This window comes from Streptomyces sp. TAA486, from assembly GCF_000426165.1.
In genome coordinates this window covers 110277-125591 of the sequence record NZ_AUEV01000017.1, presented here as the reverse complement: position 1 = coordinate 125591, position 15315 = coordinate 110277, and the positions used below count along the sequence as shown (strand labels likewise).

10 protein-coding genes and 1 pseudogene are annotated in these 15315 nt (G+C 67.0%); 10 read left to right on the top strand and 1 reads right to left on the bottom strand.

Annotated elements, in window-relative coordinates:
• Positions 1 to 53: 53 nt before the first annotated feature.
• The 9 genes and pseudogenes from I004_RS0122965 to I004_RS35495 form a co-directional block, all read left to right on the top strand.
• Positions 54 to 1673, top strand: coding sequence for an RNA polymerase sigma factor (locus I004_RS0122965; protein WP_486580177.1), 1620 nt, complete (start codon positions 54 to 56; stop codon positions 1671 to 1673).
• 108 nt (positions 1674 to 1781) lie between these two features.
• Entirely contained in the window at positions 1782 to 2675 is an 894-nt protein-coding gene (locus tag I004_RS0122960) for a tyrosine-type recombinase/integrase (protein WP_078511669.1), read from the top strand.
• Positions 2675 to 2959: a hypothetical protein gene (locus I004_RS0122955; RefSeq protein WP_028437437.1), complete on the top strand. Its 285-nt coding sequence runs from the start codon at positions 2675 to 2677 to the stop codon at positions 2957 to 2959. The genes I004_RS0122960 and I004_RS0122955 overlap by 1 nt, the downstream gene beginning before the upstream one ends.
• Positions 2960 to 3100: 141 nt before the next feature.
• Positions 3101 to 3376, top strand: coding sequence for a hypothetical protein (locus I004_RS0122950; RefSeq protein ID WP_051345331.1), 276 nt, complete (start codon positions 3101 to 3103; stop codon positions 3374 to 3376).
• Positions 3373 to 4242: a bifunctional DNA primase/polymerase gene (locus tag I004_RS0122945; protein WP_078511667.1), complete on the top strand. Its 870-nt coding sequence runs from the start codon at positions 3373 to 3375 to the stop codon at positions 4240 to 4242. Before I004_RS0122950 ends, I004_RS0122945 begins: the two co-directional genes overlap by 4 nt.
• On the top strand, positions 4239 to 5294 hold the full coding sequence (locus I004_RS35510) for an AAA family ATPase (protein WP_051345330.1): 1056 nt from the start codon (positions 4239 to 4241) through the stop codon (positions 5292 to 5294). The genes I004_RS0122945 and I004_RS35510 overlap by 4 nt, the downstream gene beginning before the upstream one ends.
• Before the next feature lie 723 nt (positions 5295 to 6017).
• A complete protein-coding gene (locus I004_RS35500) occupies positions 6018 to 6782 on the top strand; it encodes a DDE-type integrase/transposase/recombinase (RefSeq protein ID WP_078511665.1) in 765 nt (254 codons plus the stop codon).
• The gene (locus I004_RS0122930) at positions 6710 to 8071 is read left to right on the top strand and encodes an IS30 family transposase (RefSeq protein WP_486580182.1); all 1362 of its coding nucleotides are present in this window, start codon (positions 6710 to 6712) and stop codon (positions 8069 to 8071) included. Before I004_RS35500 ends, I004_RS0122930 begins: the two co-directional genes overlap by 73 nt.
• Before the next feature lie 4 nt (positions 8072 to 8075).
• A pseudogene (locus I004_RS35495) lies at positions 8076 to 8369 on the top strand (integrase core domain-containing protein); the annotation flags it as partial.
• 1644 nt (positions 8370 to 10013) lie between these two features.
• Here I004_RS35495 and I004_RS0122920 read toward each other — a convergent pair.
• A complete protein-coding gene (locus I004_RS0122920) occupies positions 10014 to 10190 on the bottom strand; it encodes a hypothetical protein (protein WP_158677074.1) in 177 nt (58 codons plus the stop codon).
• A gap of 402 nt (positions 10191 to 10592) precedes the next feature.
• On the opposite strand from I004_RS0122920, the gene pglW reads away from it, so the two are divergent.
• Positions 10593 to 15266 (top strand): BREX system serine/threonine kinase PglW, encoded by a 4674-nt coding sequence (pglW, locus tag I004_RS0122915; protein WP_028437431.1) that lies wholly within the window; start codon positions 10593 to 10595, stop codon positions 15264 to 15266.
• The last annotated feature ends 49 nt before the right edge of the window (positions 15267 to 15315 follow it).

Below are 15315 nucleotides of genomic sequence, written 5' to 3'. Positions count from 1 at the left end.
TCGGTTCATCCCCACCGGCGGTTTGCCGTTTCCATCGTTCCGAGAGGTTGTTCGTGTCGGCCAGCACATCCCGTACGCTCCCTGCGGAGATCGCCGAATCCGAATCTGTGGTGGCGCTCATCGAGCGGGGAAAGGCTGAGGGGCAGATCGGCGGCGACGACGTGCGTCGGGCCTTCGAGGCTGACCAGATTCCGCCAACCCAGTGGAAGAACGTACTGCGCAGCCTCAACCAGATCCTCGACGAGGAGGGTGTGACGCTGATGGTGAGTGCCGCAGAGGCCCCCAAGCGCACCCGTAAGAGTGTTGCGGCCAAGACTTCCGCCAAGCGCACAGCCACGAAGACGGTCCCGGCCAGGTCCGCTGCCACGAAGAAGGCGGCCGCCAAGCCGGAGACGTCTTCGGTGGAGGCCGACGTCGCGGCCCCTGAGGGCGTCGTCGACGTGGACCCCGTCGAAGTGGCCGCCGCCGAGCTGGCTTCCGAGCCGGTGCAGAAGACCGCCGCCAAGAAGGCCGCAGCCAAGAAGACGGCCAAGAAGGCCACGGCGAAGAAGGCCGCTCCGAAGAAGACCGCCGCCAAGAAGTCCGTGGTCGACGAGATCCTCGAGGACGCCGACGAGGCGACCGACGAGGCGCCGGCCAAGCCCGCGAACAAACCCGGCGCCGACGACGGCCCCACGGCCGAGGTCAAGAACGAGAACGAGGGTTTCGTTCTCTCCGACGACGACGAGGACGACGCACCGGCCCAGCAGGTTGCCGCCGCGGGCGCCACAGCGGACCCGGTCAAGGACTACCTCAAGCAGATCGGCAAGGTCCCCCTCCTCAACGCCGAGCAGGAGGTGGAGCTCGCGAAGCGGATCGAGGCCGGCCTGTTCGCCGAGGACAAGCTCGCCGCCGCCGACAAGCTCGCACCCAAGCTCAAGCGTGAGCTGGAGATCATCGCCGAGGACGGCCGCCGCGCCAAGAACCACCTGCTGGAGGCGAACCTCCGACTCGTGGTCTCGCTGGCCAAGCGCTACACGGGCCGCGGCATGCTCTTCCTGGACCTGATCCAGGAGGGCAACCTCGGTCTCATCCGCGCCGTCGAGAAGTTCGACTACACCAAGGGCTACAAGTTCTCGACGTATGCCACCTGGTGGATCCGGCAGGCCATCACGCGTGCGATGGCAGACCAGGCGCGGACGATCCGTATCCCGGTGCACATGGTCGAGGTCATCAACAAACTGGCCCGCGTCCAGCGCCAGATGCTCCAGGACCTGGGCCGCGAGCCCTCCCCGGAGGAGCTGGCCAAGGAGCTGGACATGACACCGGAGAAGGTCGTCGAGGTCCAGAAGTACGGGCGTGAGCCGATCTCTCTGCACACGCCTCTGGGTGAGGACGGCGACAGCGAGTTCGGTGACCTCATCGAGGACTCGGAAGCGGTCGTGCCCGCCGACGCGGTCAGCTTCACGCTTCTCCAGGAGCAGCTGCACTCGGTGCTGGACACCCTCAGCGAGCGCGAGGCGGGCGTGGTGTCGATGCGCTTCGGCCTGACGGACGGTCAGCCCAAGACCCTCGACGAGATCGGCAAGGTCTACGGCGTCACGCGTGAGCGGATCCGTCAGATCGAGTCCAAGACCATGTCGAAGCTGCGCCACCCGTCCCGCTCCCAGGTTCTGCGGGACTACCTGGACTGAGGACAGGACAGCAGAACGCCCCCGACCTGCACTCTTGTGGGATCGGGGGCGTTTTCTGTGCCAGCACAGCGCTCCTAGTCCAGATAACTCTGTCGTACGCTCGATAGCATGAACGATTCGGACATGCGTGAGCTTCTGGACTCCTGGCTGCTCCACCTCGCAGCCGAGCGGAAGAGCGACCAGACTCTCAAGACCTACGGCGACGGCGTACGCGCCTTCCTCCGTTGGTGTAAGCAGAGCGAAACATCCTCAGTCCTCGATCGGCCCACGGTCAACGCCTTCGTCACCGCCCTGATGGCGGACGGCGCGGAGCCGTCGACAGCCCGCTCCCGCCAGCTCGCCCTGCGCCGTTTCTCCGCCTGGCTGGAGGAGGAGCAGGAAATCGAAGCCGATCAGCTCGCCAAGCTCAAGCCTCCCAAGCTCGACGTCAAGGTGACCCCCGAGCTGACCGAAGACGAACTCAAGATGCTGATCAAGGCATGTCGTGGCAGGGATCTCCGCGACCGCCGCGACGAAGCCCTGGTGCGCCTGATGACCGAGACCGGCGCCCGGCCCGGCGAGGTGGTGGCGATGACGACTCACGACGTGGACCTCAAGGCTGGCGCCGCCGTCCTGCACAAGACCAAGGGCGACCGGGCGCGGGTGGTCCCCTTCGGCCCCCAGACCGGGCGCGCGATCGACCGCTACCAGCGTCTGCGCCGCTCTCACCGGCTCGCCGACACCGACGCCCTGTGGCTGGGAGACCGGGGCAAGGGCTTCACGTACTACGGCCTCCACAGCGCGCTGGCCTACCGCGCCGAACTCGCCGGAATCAAGAACTTCCACCCCCACGTGCTCCGCCACACCGCCGCCGCCCGATGGCTAGCGGCTGGCGGCTCCGAGGGCGGTCTGATGGCGGTGGCCGGATGGACTCGACGGGACATGCTGGACCGCTACACCCGCGCTTCCTCCGAGAAGCGCGCCGCCGAAGAAGCTCGCGGGCTCAACCTGGGGGATCTGTGATGACCTACCTACCGCCCATCGACCGCACAGCAGCGCCGGATGCGGTCTTTCAACAGCCCCGCCAGCTTGTCGTCGTGTTGCGCTGCACCGTTTGCAAACACAAGGTCGCAGCCTTCTGGTCGGACGGCGAACTCGACTGGTGGAGCAACGACCATCACATCGCGTGCGGAGACTTCGACTTCGACTCGGTCAAGGGCCGTGTGGGGATAAAGCGCCGGGCCTACAAGCGGGATCGCAAACAGCAGGGCGCCGTAGAGATCACCCCTCTGCCGCACAGCGCATGAGGTAGTCTAGGCAGTCCGGCGCTGCTCACGGCGCCGAGTAACCGTCTACGCAGACGAGCTGCACGCGGTAGCGACAGTACCCGGCGGCCCCAGAGGGCCGACCGACGGGCCGGGAAGATCCTTCGAAGGGTTCTTCCTGTCATGGCTACTGCGACCGGCGCACAGCGCCGCCTCGGCGCACAGATCGCCGCGAACACACTCTGGTCTCAGACCGTCGATCGTTCGGCTCACACCGCACCCGCCCGCAAGGCTTTCCTCGACCGGTTCGATCGCCAGGTCGACCCGGACGGCTCCCTGCCGCCCGAGCTGCGGGCCCGCCTTGCTGAGAACGCACGCAAGGCCCACTTCCAGCGCATGGCAAAGAGGTCCGCGAAGGCCCGCCGCGCCAAGGCCGCCAGGGGTGGTGAAGTGGCATGAACGCGGAAGAGCGCCCCGGGCAGGGCGCTCATCCAGTATGGATCAATAGATCTACCCACATCGTAGCTGACACCACCCCCGTCGCTGCCGCACTCTCCTACGCCGCACGCGGCTGGCGGGTCGTCTGGGGTTCGCCGAATAGGAAGTCCCCCAGCCCAGCGGGCTGGCCGACACTCGCCACCATCGACGTGAACACGATCACTAGGTGGTGGTACGAGCACCGAGGCGCCAACGTCCACGTCGTCACCGGCGAGGCGTCCAACCTGTGGGTGCTCGACGTGGACGACAAGAAGGACGTCAGTGGCTCAACTGCACTCGCCTCCCTTGAGCATGAGCACGGAGACCTTCCGCTCACGTACACCGTCGGTACCGGCAGTGGTGGAGTTCACTACTACTGGACCTGGGTCGGGGTGGACTTCGCTCTGACGAACAGCAGCAACGGACTCCCGCGCGGCCTGGATGTTCGCGGAAACGGTGGCCAGGTGGTCGCGCCGCCCTCGCGCGTTTTGGATCCGCACCACTTCGGCCCGTACACCGTCCTTGACGCCCGCGAGCCGGTCGCCGCCCCCCAGTGGCTTCTGGAACTGCTGCGGCCGGCCGCTCCCGCCGTTCCGAGGTCGCTGCCGTTCTCGTCGCCGTTGTCGCCCGATGGTGCCCTTCGCTGGCTTGCAAGTTGCAAGCCGGGGGAGCAGGACACGGGCCTGCATTGGGCGGTGTGCACTCTCAGGGATGACGGGCTTACTCCGCAGGAGGTCGGCGACTTGGTGTGGCCGGTGGTGTCCCAGTGGCCGTGCTCGCGGGAGCCGTGGACTGAGCGGGATGTCGAGCGGCATCTGCGGTCGGCGTATCGGGGGCCGGCGCGATGAGCGACCGCCTGTGGACGCCGTCGACCGCCCCGAGCGCGGAAGCTGAACAGGCCGGAAGTCAGGCCGAGAGCACCTTCGCCGAGCGCTGCACGCTCGGAGGCCCCTTCATCCTGGACGTGCCCACCGATGTCCCCGCCGTCTGGGGTAGCGGCTCGGATGTCTTGTGGGCTGAGGGCGAAGCTCTGATGATCTGCGGGGGCAACGGCGTCGGCAAGACCACCCTCGCCGGACAGCTGGTCCGCGCCCATCTCGGCCTGGGTGACGGCAAGGTTCTCGGGTTCCCCGTGCGGCCCGTTGGTGGAAAGCTGCTGTACCTGGCCATGGACCGACCCATGCAGATTCGGCGTGCCTTCCACCGGCTCTTCTCCGAGGAGGACCGAACTGTCCTCGACGAGCGGTTGGTGGTGTTGGAGGGGCCGCCGCCGTACGACCTCGCCAAGCACCCGAGCCTGCTGACAGCCATGTGCGAGGAGCTGAGCGCCACCACGGTGATGATCGACTCTCTTAAAGACGCCGCGCTCGGGTTGAGTGAGGACGAGGTGGGGGCGGCCTATAACAGAGCACGGCAGGGTGCGCTGGCCCGCGGCATCAACGTCAGCGAGCTTCACCACCAGACCAAGCGCAACTCGACTGGGGGCAGGCCATACAGCATCGCCGACGTGTACGGCTCCGCCTGGATCACGACAGGCGCAGGCTCCGTGGTGCTGCTGACCGGTGACCCTGGAGATCCGGTGGTGGGCTTCCGACACCTGAAGCAGCCTGCCGAGCCAGTAGGCCCGTTCGAGGTCCAGCATGACCACGACGCGGGAGTGTCCTGGATCGTCCACCAGATCGATCTGGTCTCCCTGGCCACCACTCACTCAAGCAATGGTGGGCTGACCTCCAGGCGGGCCGCGCAGATTCTATTCGGCAAGGAAGAGCCGGCCCCTGCGGAGCGGGAGAAGGCCCGCCGGAAGCTGGACCGGCTCACGCGGTCGGGCCTGCTGAGCAAGAAACCTGGCGAGCAGTCGCTGGGCAAGCCCGATACCTACTTCCCGGCGGGTGCGCAGTGACCCACGACCCTTCACGGCGCCTCACGCCGCCCGAATCGCTCAGCTGCCCCACCTACCCCTCACGCCCCTCACGCGAAGCAAGAAATTGCAGATCAGACCCCTCACGGCTCTCCTCACGCACCCTACGCCTTTCTACTCGGCTGCCCCGTCACGAACCCCACTGCCCCTGTAATGGGGCAGCGCGTGAGTGGCTGAGGAAATGATCAAGACAAGGAATGTCGAATGTGGACCACAACATGAAGCCGGACGAACGACGCCCCTTTGGCCGATCACTACTGGCTGGTCGAACTCCATCGCTGCCCCCGCTGGCTGACGACTTCGACGCCCATGCCCGCGCTCCGCGCTCGATTGAAGCCGGTAGGGGCTCTCGTAGGTCGTGACAAGCCAGGGACTGATGCAGGGGGGACTGATGCAGGGTCTGGTGACATCTGATCTGGCTTGCCCATGAGGCGGCCTGGAAGGATGTTGCTGTGCCTGTTCCCTATCCCCAAGAGTTCCGTGACGACCTCGTGCGCGTGGCCCGCAACCGCCCGGACGGTGTCACCCTCGCGTAGATCGCGAAGGACTTCGGCGTACATGAGATGACGCTGTCGAAGTGGCTGCGCCAAGCAAAGGTCTGATGACGGCGAGGGGCCGGGCGTCACCAGGTCGGAGTCGGCCGAGAACCGTGAGTCGAAGAAACCTGTCGCAGGCTCACCTGCCGGCAAAAGGCTCTACCCGCTCGTGAGAGAGCTCGCCGCCGACAAGATCCCTGTCGCGGTTGCGTGTCGGGTGCTCACGCTCTCCCGCCAGCACTACTACCGCTGGCTGCGGCAGCCGGTCACCAGCGCCGAGATCACCGTGGCCTACCGCGCGAACGCCCTGTTCGACGCTCACCGTGATGACCCGGAGTTCGGCTATCGGTTACTCGTCGGTGAAGCCGAGGCCGCCGGCGAGGGCATGAGTGGACGGACCGCATGGCGGATCTACCGTGACAACGCCTGGTGGTCGGTGTTCGGGAAGAAGCGGCCGAAGAACGCCAAGAAGCCTGGGCCGCCCGTGCACGACGATCTCGTCCGGCGCGACTTCACCGCCCGGGCCCCGAACCGGCTGTGGCTGACCGATATCACCGAACACGCCACAGGCCAGGGCAAGCTGTATCTGTGTGCGGTCAAGGACGCCTTCTTCGGCCGGATCGTCGGGTACTCCATCGATCACCGGATGAAGGCCCGTCTCGCGGTGAACGCGCTGGAGAGCGCGGTCGCCAGAAGAGGGGACGTGGCCGGATGCATCGTGCATTCCGATCGCGGATCGCAAGGCGGATTCAACTGGTCGTCGCAACACCTTGATTACGGAGGTGTGGGATGGGACGACCGAGGAAGCAGATGCCGCAGGAGCCGGCCGGGGCGCGACGGCAGTGGGCCGCGGACCGGGCGATGCGGGCGCCGATGCGCTCGCCGGGCCGCCCCGAGCCGTCGCGATTTGTGCAACGGGAGTTCTGGCGTCTGATCGCCTCCGGGATCACAACGGTCCAGGCCGCCGAGGGGGTCGGGGTGTCGGCGCCGGTCGGGATTCGATGGTTTCGACACGCTGGCGGGGTGACGCCGCTGAGTCTGGACGAGCCAACTGGCCGGTACTTGTCGTTCGCTGAGCGTGAAGAGATCGCGCTGCTCAAGGCCCAGGACAAGGGCGTGCGCGAGATCGCCCGCACGATCGGCCGCGACCCCGGGACGGTTTCTCGTGAGTTGCGCCGCAATGCCGCGACCAGGGGTGGCAAGCCGGTCTACCGCGCCGTAGTGGCGCAGTGGAAGGCGCAGCAGGCGGCGAAGCGTCCGAAGGCGGCGAAGCTGGCGGGCAACGAGCAGTTGCGTGAGTACGTGCAGGACCGGCTCGCCGGGAACGTCCATGGGCCTGACGGCACGATCGTCCCGGGCCCCAAGACGCCGCCGTGGAAGGGTTTGAACAAGCCCCATCGCCAAGACCGGCGGTGGTCAACGGCGTGGAGTCCAGAGCAGATCGCGCAACGGTTGAAGGTCGACTTCCCCGATGATGAGTCCATGCGCATCAGCCACGAGGCGATCTACCAGTCGCTGTTCATCGAGGGGCGTGGTGCGCTCAAGCGTGAACTGGTCGCGTGTCTACGCACGGGGCGAGCGCTGCGGGAGCCCAGGGCTCGGTCACGGAACAAGCCCCAAGGGCACATCACCGCCGACGTCGTCCTCAGCGAGCGCCCTGCCGAGGCCGATGACCGTGCCGTTCCCGGCCATTGGGAAGGTGACCTGATCATTGGGACGGGCAGGTCGGCGATCGGCACGCTTGTCGAGCGCAGCAGTCGCTCCACGCTCCTGGTCCATCTGCCACGCATGGAGGGCTGGGGCGAGAAGCCGTATGTGAAGAACGGGCCGTCGCTCGGCGGCTACGGGGCTGTCGCGATGAACGCGGCGCTGATTGCGTCGATGACCAACTTGCCTGAGCAGCTGCGCAAGACCCTCACCTGGGACCGCGGGAAGGAACTCTCCGGCCATGCCCAGTTCGCTCTCGATACCGGGACGAAGGTGTTCTTCGCCGATCCGCACTCACCGTGGCAGCGCCCGACAAACGAGAACACGAACGGGCTGCTACGTCAGTACTTCCCGAAGGGCACCGATCTCTCCCGGTGGTCATCCACGGACCTCGAAGCCGTCGCCATGGCGATCAACAACCGGCCCCGCAAGGTCCTCGGCTGGCGGACGCCGACCGAGGTCTTCGAAGAGCAGCTACGCTCGCTGCAACAGCCCGGTGTTGCAACGACCGGTTGAACTCGCCCAATTCCGATCAAGAAAGTACGTCCACGCTCTGCACCGCCCCGGCCTGGTCGGCTCCATGGGCCGGGTCGGCGCCGCGGGTGACAACGCCGCCATGGAATCCTTCTTCGCACTTCTGCAGAACAACGTCCTCGACCGCCGCCCCTGGGCCACACGGCAAGACCTCCGCACCGCGATCGTCACCTGGATCGAGCGGGCCTACCACCGACGCCGCCGACAACACCGACTGGGCCGTTTGACCCCCATCGAGTACGAGATCACCATGAAGCCCGCCACAACCCTCGCGGCATGAAAACCGACTGTCACCTACCCGTGCATCAGGCCCCCTGATCAACTATATTAGCTGTACTCATAGTTGACAGATAAACTGCTCAACTACTGTAGTGTTGTGAGTAATTGAATACTATCATCTACTTCTTGCACTAAACACGTCATGTACTGTGTTTAGCAGAGTAGTTGCGTGTGATGCTATTCAACTACTATGATTATGCTTATACTTGATAGTGGTAAGCAGCAACCAAAGCAAGGAATCCGTTAGCGGACGTTAAAAGTGCAGTCAGTGTCGGCGCCTGTCCCTATCGACCACCAAACGGATCCCTTAAGGAATTCATTGTTGGGACTCCGGCAAGGGGAGATCCCACCCGTTGGAGCTCCAGTAGGGTCGTCCCCCTTGGGGCTCCTGCAAGGGGTTCAGTGCCAGGTCGCCAAGGGGATCCATCCCCCTTGATCAGTGACGGATCCCGGGCGGGCCCGAGGTTGCGATAGTGGACTTCCTTGCAAGGACCGGCGCAATTGTCCAAGGTGGGGCCGGGGCCGGCGACGTAACTCAAAGTGGTCGCATGACCCCGCACTCACCTTGCTTCTCTCTCTTGTGGATATTTGGCGCACCTGGCACTCTCCTCGATCCAGGCACTCGTCAGTCTGACGGACAGCTTCGCGACTGAGGACCACCCAGTGGTAGGGAGAACTCACCCCACGTAGAAGCTGGAGCGCGGCCTCCGGCCTGGGTTCATTTCCAGGCTGCCGTGCCGAATAGAACTCGTAGACAGTAGGTTGTCGGTTTTTTGACTCCGAGAGGCGGTTCTCACAGCATCCCCGAATGCAGATGGCCGCCGCGAGTGTGCTGTTGCTGGCTTCCGGCGGGGGTGCTCAAGCCGAGGTGGCAACCGGCCGTCGTATGCGGAGCGCGATGTGGATGGCTTTCCTGCTGGGCAACGCTGTTCGCCAATATCGCAGCGGCCCTCAATCTGGGGTGGCAGCCCCAGCATGTGATCGTCGCCGGGTAGCCACCGGTCGCTCGGCTGCTCTCGCCGACTCCCGGGCATGACCCGTCGCTTGAGAGCGAGAGCCGGGCGAGGCGGAGGGGGAGTCAGCAGCGGCGGGTCTCGACAGCAGTCTCGGTACGGACGAGAAGGCGACGGCCACCGAGCGGGGCCGGGGGCTCGGGGAGTCTCAATGGTCTGTCAGGCCCACCTCTGCGCAGATCATGTGGAATCACTTTCAGCGAGAGCGGGCCCGAGGCCGGACCCCGACGGGAGCTGAGCTTGAGCGTGCGGCGGGTACGAACAACTACGGTCGCGCGGTACTCGCCAGGTGGCGCCGCAAAGTCCGCACGGCCGTCATCGCCCCCAGGCAGGTTGACGATGGCATCCTTATGGCGTCATGCGGCAGTGCGCGGCAGGTCCTCCACGACCTGCGTGCCCGGCCTGCAAGGGCTTCAACACCACCGAAAATGACAGTGGTGGCGCGGGCGACGTGCCCCTCGGGCACCAGGCGTAGGGCGGTGCCCTCGGGCCAGCCAGGGAACAGAAGCCGCCCAAGCCCTCACCCAGGACGACTTTGATCTCGCTGGGCCGGAGGAGCGGCGCGTGGTCGGAGAAGAGGCCAGAATGCACGAAGGCGCCGTGCACACCCTCGATACGGGTGTGCACCCCTCTCATGCCGCGGTCAGGATGCCGCGACGCTGTGCAGGATGAGGTCCTCGGCGCGCCTCAAGGTCTGCCGGCGAACGCAGACTCACCTCGACCCCGGAGGCGAGGCAGCAGACCTTCGTCACGTCCCGAGTGAAGCCCGCCTCCAGCTCCACTGCCGCGGGGCCGAGCTTCAAGCTCACCGCGATGACTTCCTTGCGCGGCAGCACCACGCACCGAGGCGAAGCGCTTCATCCGCCTGTAAGTGAGGGTAGTGCTGCTGCGGCTCCATCCGGACTCCGCTCCCGCGAGCGCGGCGGACAGCGACGGCGCGACACTTGCCCGGATCCCAGACCTCGTGCGAACTTCCACCTCGGGCATGGAAGCGGGATGACGATCATCGGCGGTGAACTTCCTCCGCCCATTCGGAATTTGGTCCCGCCGCCGCATGTCATTCATCCCTCCGTGGTGTCACTGGCGCCACGTAGAATCTCCGGCGCGAGAGGCAACATCCGTGCGCGTTCGCACAGTTGGCTTGACATAGGACATCAGCGCTAGTCCTTCCACCGGGAGGTCTGCCGGCGGTTGACGACACGGGGAGTGGTATGCAGGACGAGCGTTGGACCACGGTCACCGAGTCCGCGTTCGAGCACGAACGGCGCGGCCTCGAAGCGATCCGACGACGCCTGCCGGACGAGGAACCGTGGCGCGCCTGGTCGAACTTCACGTTCACTGCAAACACGGGGCACGTACGCGAGGTCGATCTACTCGTCACCGCTCCCGGCGGGGTTTTTCTCGTCGAGTTGAAGGACTGGCACGGCTCAGTGGGCGGCGCAGGCCGCAGCTGGGTGCAGACGACGCCCGGCGGTTCACATCGCCGCCACGCCAATCCCCTCCACCTCGCGAATCAGAAGGCGAAAGAGCTGGCGGGCCTGATGCAGTCGGCCGCGAACGAGGGCCCGCGCGTTTGGGTTGGCCAAGCGGTCTGCTTCACGGACGACAAGCTGCAGATCAATCTGCCCGCTGCGGACCTCAACGGCGTGTACAAGATCACGCAGTTGGTGGAGCTGCTCGCGTCCCCGCCCGGCAACGCACGCTTCGGGGTCACCGCGGAAGCCTCCCGCAAGGTCGCGAAGGCGCTGCAGAAGCTGGGGATCGCGCCGCTGCGCCGCCAGTACGAGGTGGGCTCCTATCTGCTCGACGCCAAGTCGTTCGACTCCGGGGGTACTTGGGCCGATTACCTGGGCCGCCACTCCCAGCTTCAGGACTTGGCCCGCGTCAGGGTCTTCCTGAGCGCGCGCGGTGCCTCGGACGCAGAGCGGGCCTCCACGGAACGGGCGGCCTCTCGGGAAGCCGCCGTCCTCAGCCGGTTCCGGCATCCGGGCGCGGTGTCCCTGAAGAACTATCTTCCGTCCGGGCACCCTGTCGGACCGGCCATCCTGTTCGACTATCACCCAGAGACGATCCGACTCGACGACTACCTCGTCCGATACGGTGATCAGCTGGACCTCCCCGCTCGACTCAACCTCGTCCGGCAACTTGCGGAGACGATCCGATCCGCGCACTCGCGACGGGTTTTCCACCGCGCTCTTTCCGCCCACTCGGTGCACGTGATCCCCCGGAACCGCGGCCCGCGTGGTCGCGAGCTGGACGAGAGCCAGCGATGGGGGCAGCCTCGGCTGCAGATCTCGGACTGGCAGATCGCGGCCAGCACGAGCGGGTCCGCTGGCCGCCCGCTGGCACAGCTCATGTCTGCGACCTCCCTCTCTGCCAGCCACGTCTCGGACAAAGCTGACCCGTACCTGGCCCCCGAGTTGACCGCGGTCAAGGCCGATCCGGTCCGCCTGGACGTCTACGGGCTGGGCGTCCTCACCTACCTCCTGGCGACTGGCCAGGCGCCGGGGGCCGGGCAGGCGGAGGTGCTGCGCCGACTGGAGAGCGGAGAGTCCCTGCGTCCGAGCGCGGTGGTCGACGGCCTGGACGTGGACATTGACGACCTGGTGGAGGCGTCCACAGCGTTCGACCCTGCCCGCCGGCTGGCCACGGCAGACGACTTCCTGGAGATGCTCCAGTGCGTTGAGGAGAACTTCGCTCCGGACGATGTCGCGGATGCCGATGCGGGTGCCGGCGGTGGCGGGACCGGAGCAGGCGCAGGCCGGGGAGAGAAGCCGGAACCGGAAAAGGACCCGCTGGAAGCCGTCGCCGGTGATGTCCTCATGGGCCGCTGGGAGGTCGAGCGGCGCCTGGGGACAGGATCGACGGCGCGCGCCTTCCTCGTCCGGGACCTCGATGCCGAGCCCCGGCGGGACGGCTCGCAGCCCCCGGCCGTGCTGAAGGTCGCGCTGAACGAGGCCAAGCATGCCGTGCTGGAGCGGGAGGCCGAGGTGCTCTCCCGCATCCACCAGGACTCGCGGATCATCGGGCTGGCCGTGCCAGAACCGCTGACCATCGGCGGCCGCCGGGTGCTGGCACTCGAGTACGTCGGGGACGCACGCGAGCACCGGGCCAACGGGAACGGGCAGGGCAGGCCGAGCCCCCAGCGCCGCGAGGACACGGTCGCCCGCCAGCTGCGCGACACCGGGCGCCTGGGCATTGACCAGCTCGAGGCGTACGGTCAGTACCTCTTCGGTGCCGTTGAGCACCTTGAGGCCGAAGGCGTCTGGCACCGGGACTTGAAGCCGGACAATATCGCGATCCGCATCCGCCCCAACGGCACCCGGCAGCTTGTACTGATCGACTTTTCCCTGGCCGGCTACCCCGCTCGCGACATCGAAGCAGGCACGGCCGGGTACCTCGACCCGTTCGTCGACACGCTGACCCGCGGCACCTACGACGCCCACGCAGAGCGCTACGCGTTGGCGGTGACGTTGCACGAGATGGCCTCGCGCGAGCTGCCGCAGTGGGGCGACGGGACGCTCACGCCTCGCCAGACGGATCCTAAGGAGTGGTCGTACCCGCAAATCGCCGCCGATGCGTTCGAGCCGGAGCTGCGTGACGGCCTGGTGGCCTTCTTCCGCAAGGCGCTCGCTCGCGACGTCAAGGACCGCTTCCCTGACCTGGTCCCCATGGAGCGCGCCTGGAAGCAGGTCTTCATCGAGGCGCAGAACGCGACAACCCCCAGCTCGGGCCACGGCAACGGTACTCGCGCCGTCGAGATAGGTGCCGCGCGGTCGCAGGAGGATGCTGCCCCTGCCGTCGTCGACGAGGCCGAGGCTGCCCGTATCCGTGATGAACAAGCCGTACAGGCGACCTTGACCACGCATCTGTCGGTGGCCGGCCTCACCGCCTCCGCGCTCTCCCAGTTGTACGCGTTGGGACTGTCGACAGTCGGCGAGGTGCTGGAGTATTCGGCGCGCAAGTTCCTCACCGCACCGGGCATGGGCACGCGCACTCGGGAGGAGATCCAGCGACGGCAGCGGGAGTGGAAGACGCGGCTGCGCCCGCAGCCGGCGCCCACGAGTAGCCAGGCCCGTGAACAGGCCAAGAAGGAGCTCACCGAGCTTGAGCGGACAGCAGCCGAGGCGATCGGCGGTGAGGTCGCCCAAGAAGCGTTGGCCCAGTTGAGCCTCGATGCTCTCGCCGCTCGGCTCGTGCCCGCCCCCGCGACCAGCCGCGACGGCTCCAACGAGACGGCCCGAGAAGGTATTCGCCAGTTGCTGGGTCTGCCGGATAATCGGGGCACATTGCCGACGGGCCCGGCCTGGGCACGGCAGGCGGATGTGGAACGCGCGCTCGGTGTCCCGCAGGGGTGGATCCAGAAGAAGGTGAAGAGGGCCCGGGAGCGCTGGCACGAGGACGCCGCGCTCGGGCTGCTCCGCGACCAGGTCCTGGCGCTGCTGGCCGAGCGCGGCAGGGTCGCGTACGCCATGGAAATCGCCGACGCGCTGATTGCCCGGCGTGGCACACAGAACGTTGAGAAGCGGGCCCGCCGGGCCCTCGCGCTGGCGCTGCTGCGTGCGCTGGTTGAACGCGAGGAGTACGACGCGGAGGCTGAGCAGCTGCTGCACTACTTCCACCCGCCGGCCCCGCGCGGTACCGAACCTGCCCTCGGCCTACTTGTCCTAGACGTCCGGGAGGGCGTGGACGGGCCGGACACCCCGGCCAAGCCGGCGCTGCAGGAGTACGCGCTGCGCCTTGGCGCGAAGGCCGACCGGCTCGCATTGCTGGAGTCGCTGCCGACCGCCGCGACCGTGCTCACCGAGCTCGGCGCCGTCACGCTGCCACCGGGCAACCTGGGCTGGGACGAACGCCGTATCGCCGAAATCGCTGTAGCCGCGTCCACCCGTGCGTCGCTCACTCCCCGCCTGGAGATCTACCCGCGCGATCTCGACTTGGTCCGTGCCCTGCGCATCACCCAGGCGGGCATGGTCACCGTCCAGCCCGGGGTGGAGGAGAACCGCCAGCCTGGGCTCACGGTGGACGCCGTGCACAGGCGGGTTGCCACCCGCTTCCCCGACCTGGGCACCGACCCACTGGCGCCGACGGAGTTGCCCACCGGGGCACCGCTGGTGAAGGCCCTGCGTGGAGCGGGCTTCGACCTGAAGCTGGAGACTCGCTATGACGGCGTCCTGCGTCTGCTGCCGAACCGTCCGCAAGATGGTGTGGGTGGCAGCCAGACCACGACGACCGGCAGCTCCGCCAACGGGCCCCGCTCGGCCCGCCACAGCTCCAACCGCCACGCCGAGCGCCAGGCCATCCGTGCCGCCGCAGCTGCAGAGCAGCGCCTGTTGCACGATGCCGGCCAGGACGGCCTGCGCATCCTGACTGTCTCAGGCCAGCGTGCCCGTGCTGCCGCCTGCCTGCTCAGTGCCAGGCCCTACGGAGCGGAGGTAGTCTCCCTCACTGAGCTGTTCCTCGCCGAATTGCACCACATGATCGACGGACGGACGCGCCCCACTTGGGAGACCATACTGGAGGCCGACGCCGCTGCCCCCGACACCTCCGACCACCGCAACTTGCACGCGCTTGCCGCCCGCGCTTGGAACACGCTGGAGCCGAAGCTCGCCGACTGGCTCAGCACGGGCACCGGTCCACTACTGCTCACCGAGGCAGCCGTACTCGCCCGATACGACGCCCTCGACAGCCTGGACCGTCTCGCCGAACGGGCCCGGGAGGGGACCCGACCGTTGTGGCTGCTCGTAGCCCAGTCCGACCCCTCGGCGCCACCGCGCCTCGCGGGCCGGCCCGTCCCCTTCCAGGCGGCGCTCAACGAGTGGATCCACGTCCCCGACGCTTGGGTGACCGACGGGGACCAGGAGCCCGCTGCATCGCCCAGTTGAGCCGCGCCGTCTCCTCTGTTCGTCTCTCGCCCGCCGACCAAGCATCACC

Bases quoted from the DNA above. Each gene is read 5' to 3' on its own strand.
- I004_RS0122960 (WP_078511669.1), top strand. From the start codon at position 1,782: ATGAACGATTCGGACATGCGTGAGCTTCTGGACTCCTGGCTGCTCCAC.
- I004_RS0122955 (WP_028437437.1), top strand. From the start codon at position 2,675: ATGACCTACCTACCGCCCATCGACCGCACAGCAGCGCCGGATGCGGTC.
- I004_RS0122950 (WP_051345331.1), top strand. From the start codon at position 3,101: ATGGCTACTGCGACCGGCGCACAGCGCCGCCTCGGCGCACAGATCGCC.
- I004_RS0122945 (WP_078511667.1), top strand. From the start codon at position 3,373: ATGAACGCGGAAGAGCGCCCCGGGCAGGGCGCTCATCCAGTATGGATC.
- I004_RS35510 (WP_051345330.1), top strand. From the start codon at position 4,239: ATGAGCGACCGCCTGTGGACGCCGTCGACCGCCCCGAGCGCGGAAGCT.
- I004_RS0122930 (WP_486580182.1), top strand. From the start codon at position 6,710: ATGCGGGCGCCGATGCGCTCGCCGGGCCGCCCCGAGCCGTCGCGATTT.
- pglW (WP_028437431.1), top strand. From the start codon at position 10,593: ATGCAGGACGAGCGTTGGACCACGGTCACCGAGTCCGCGTTCGAGCAC.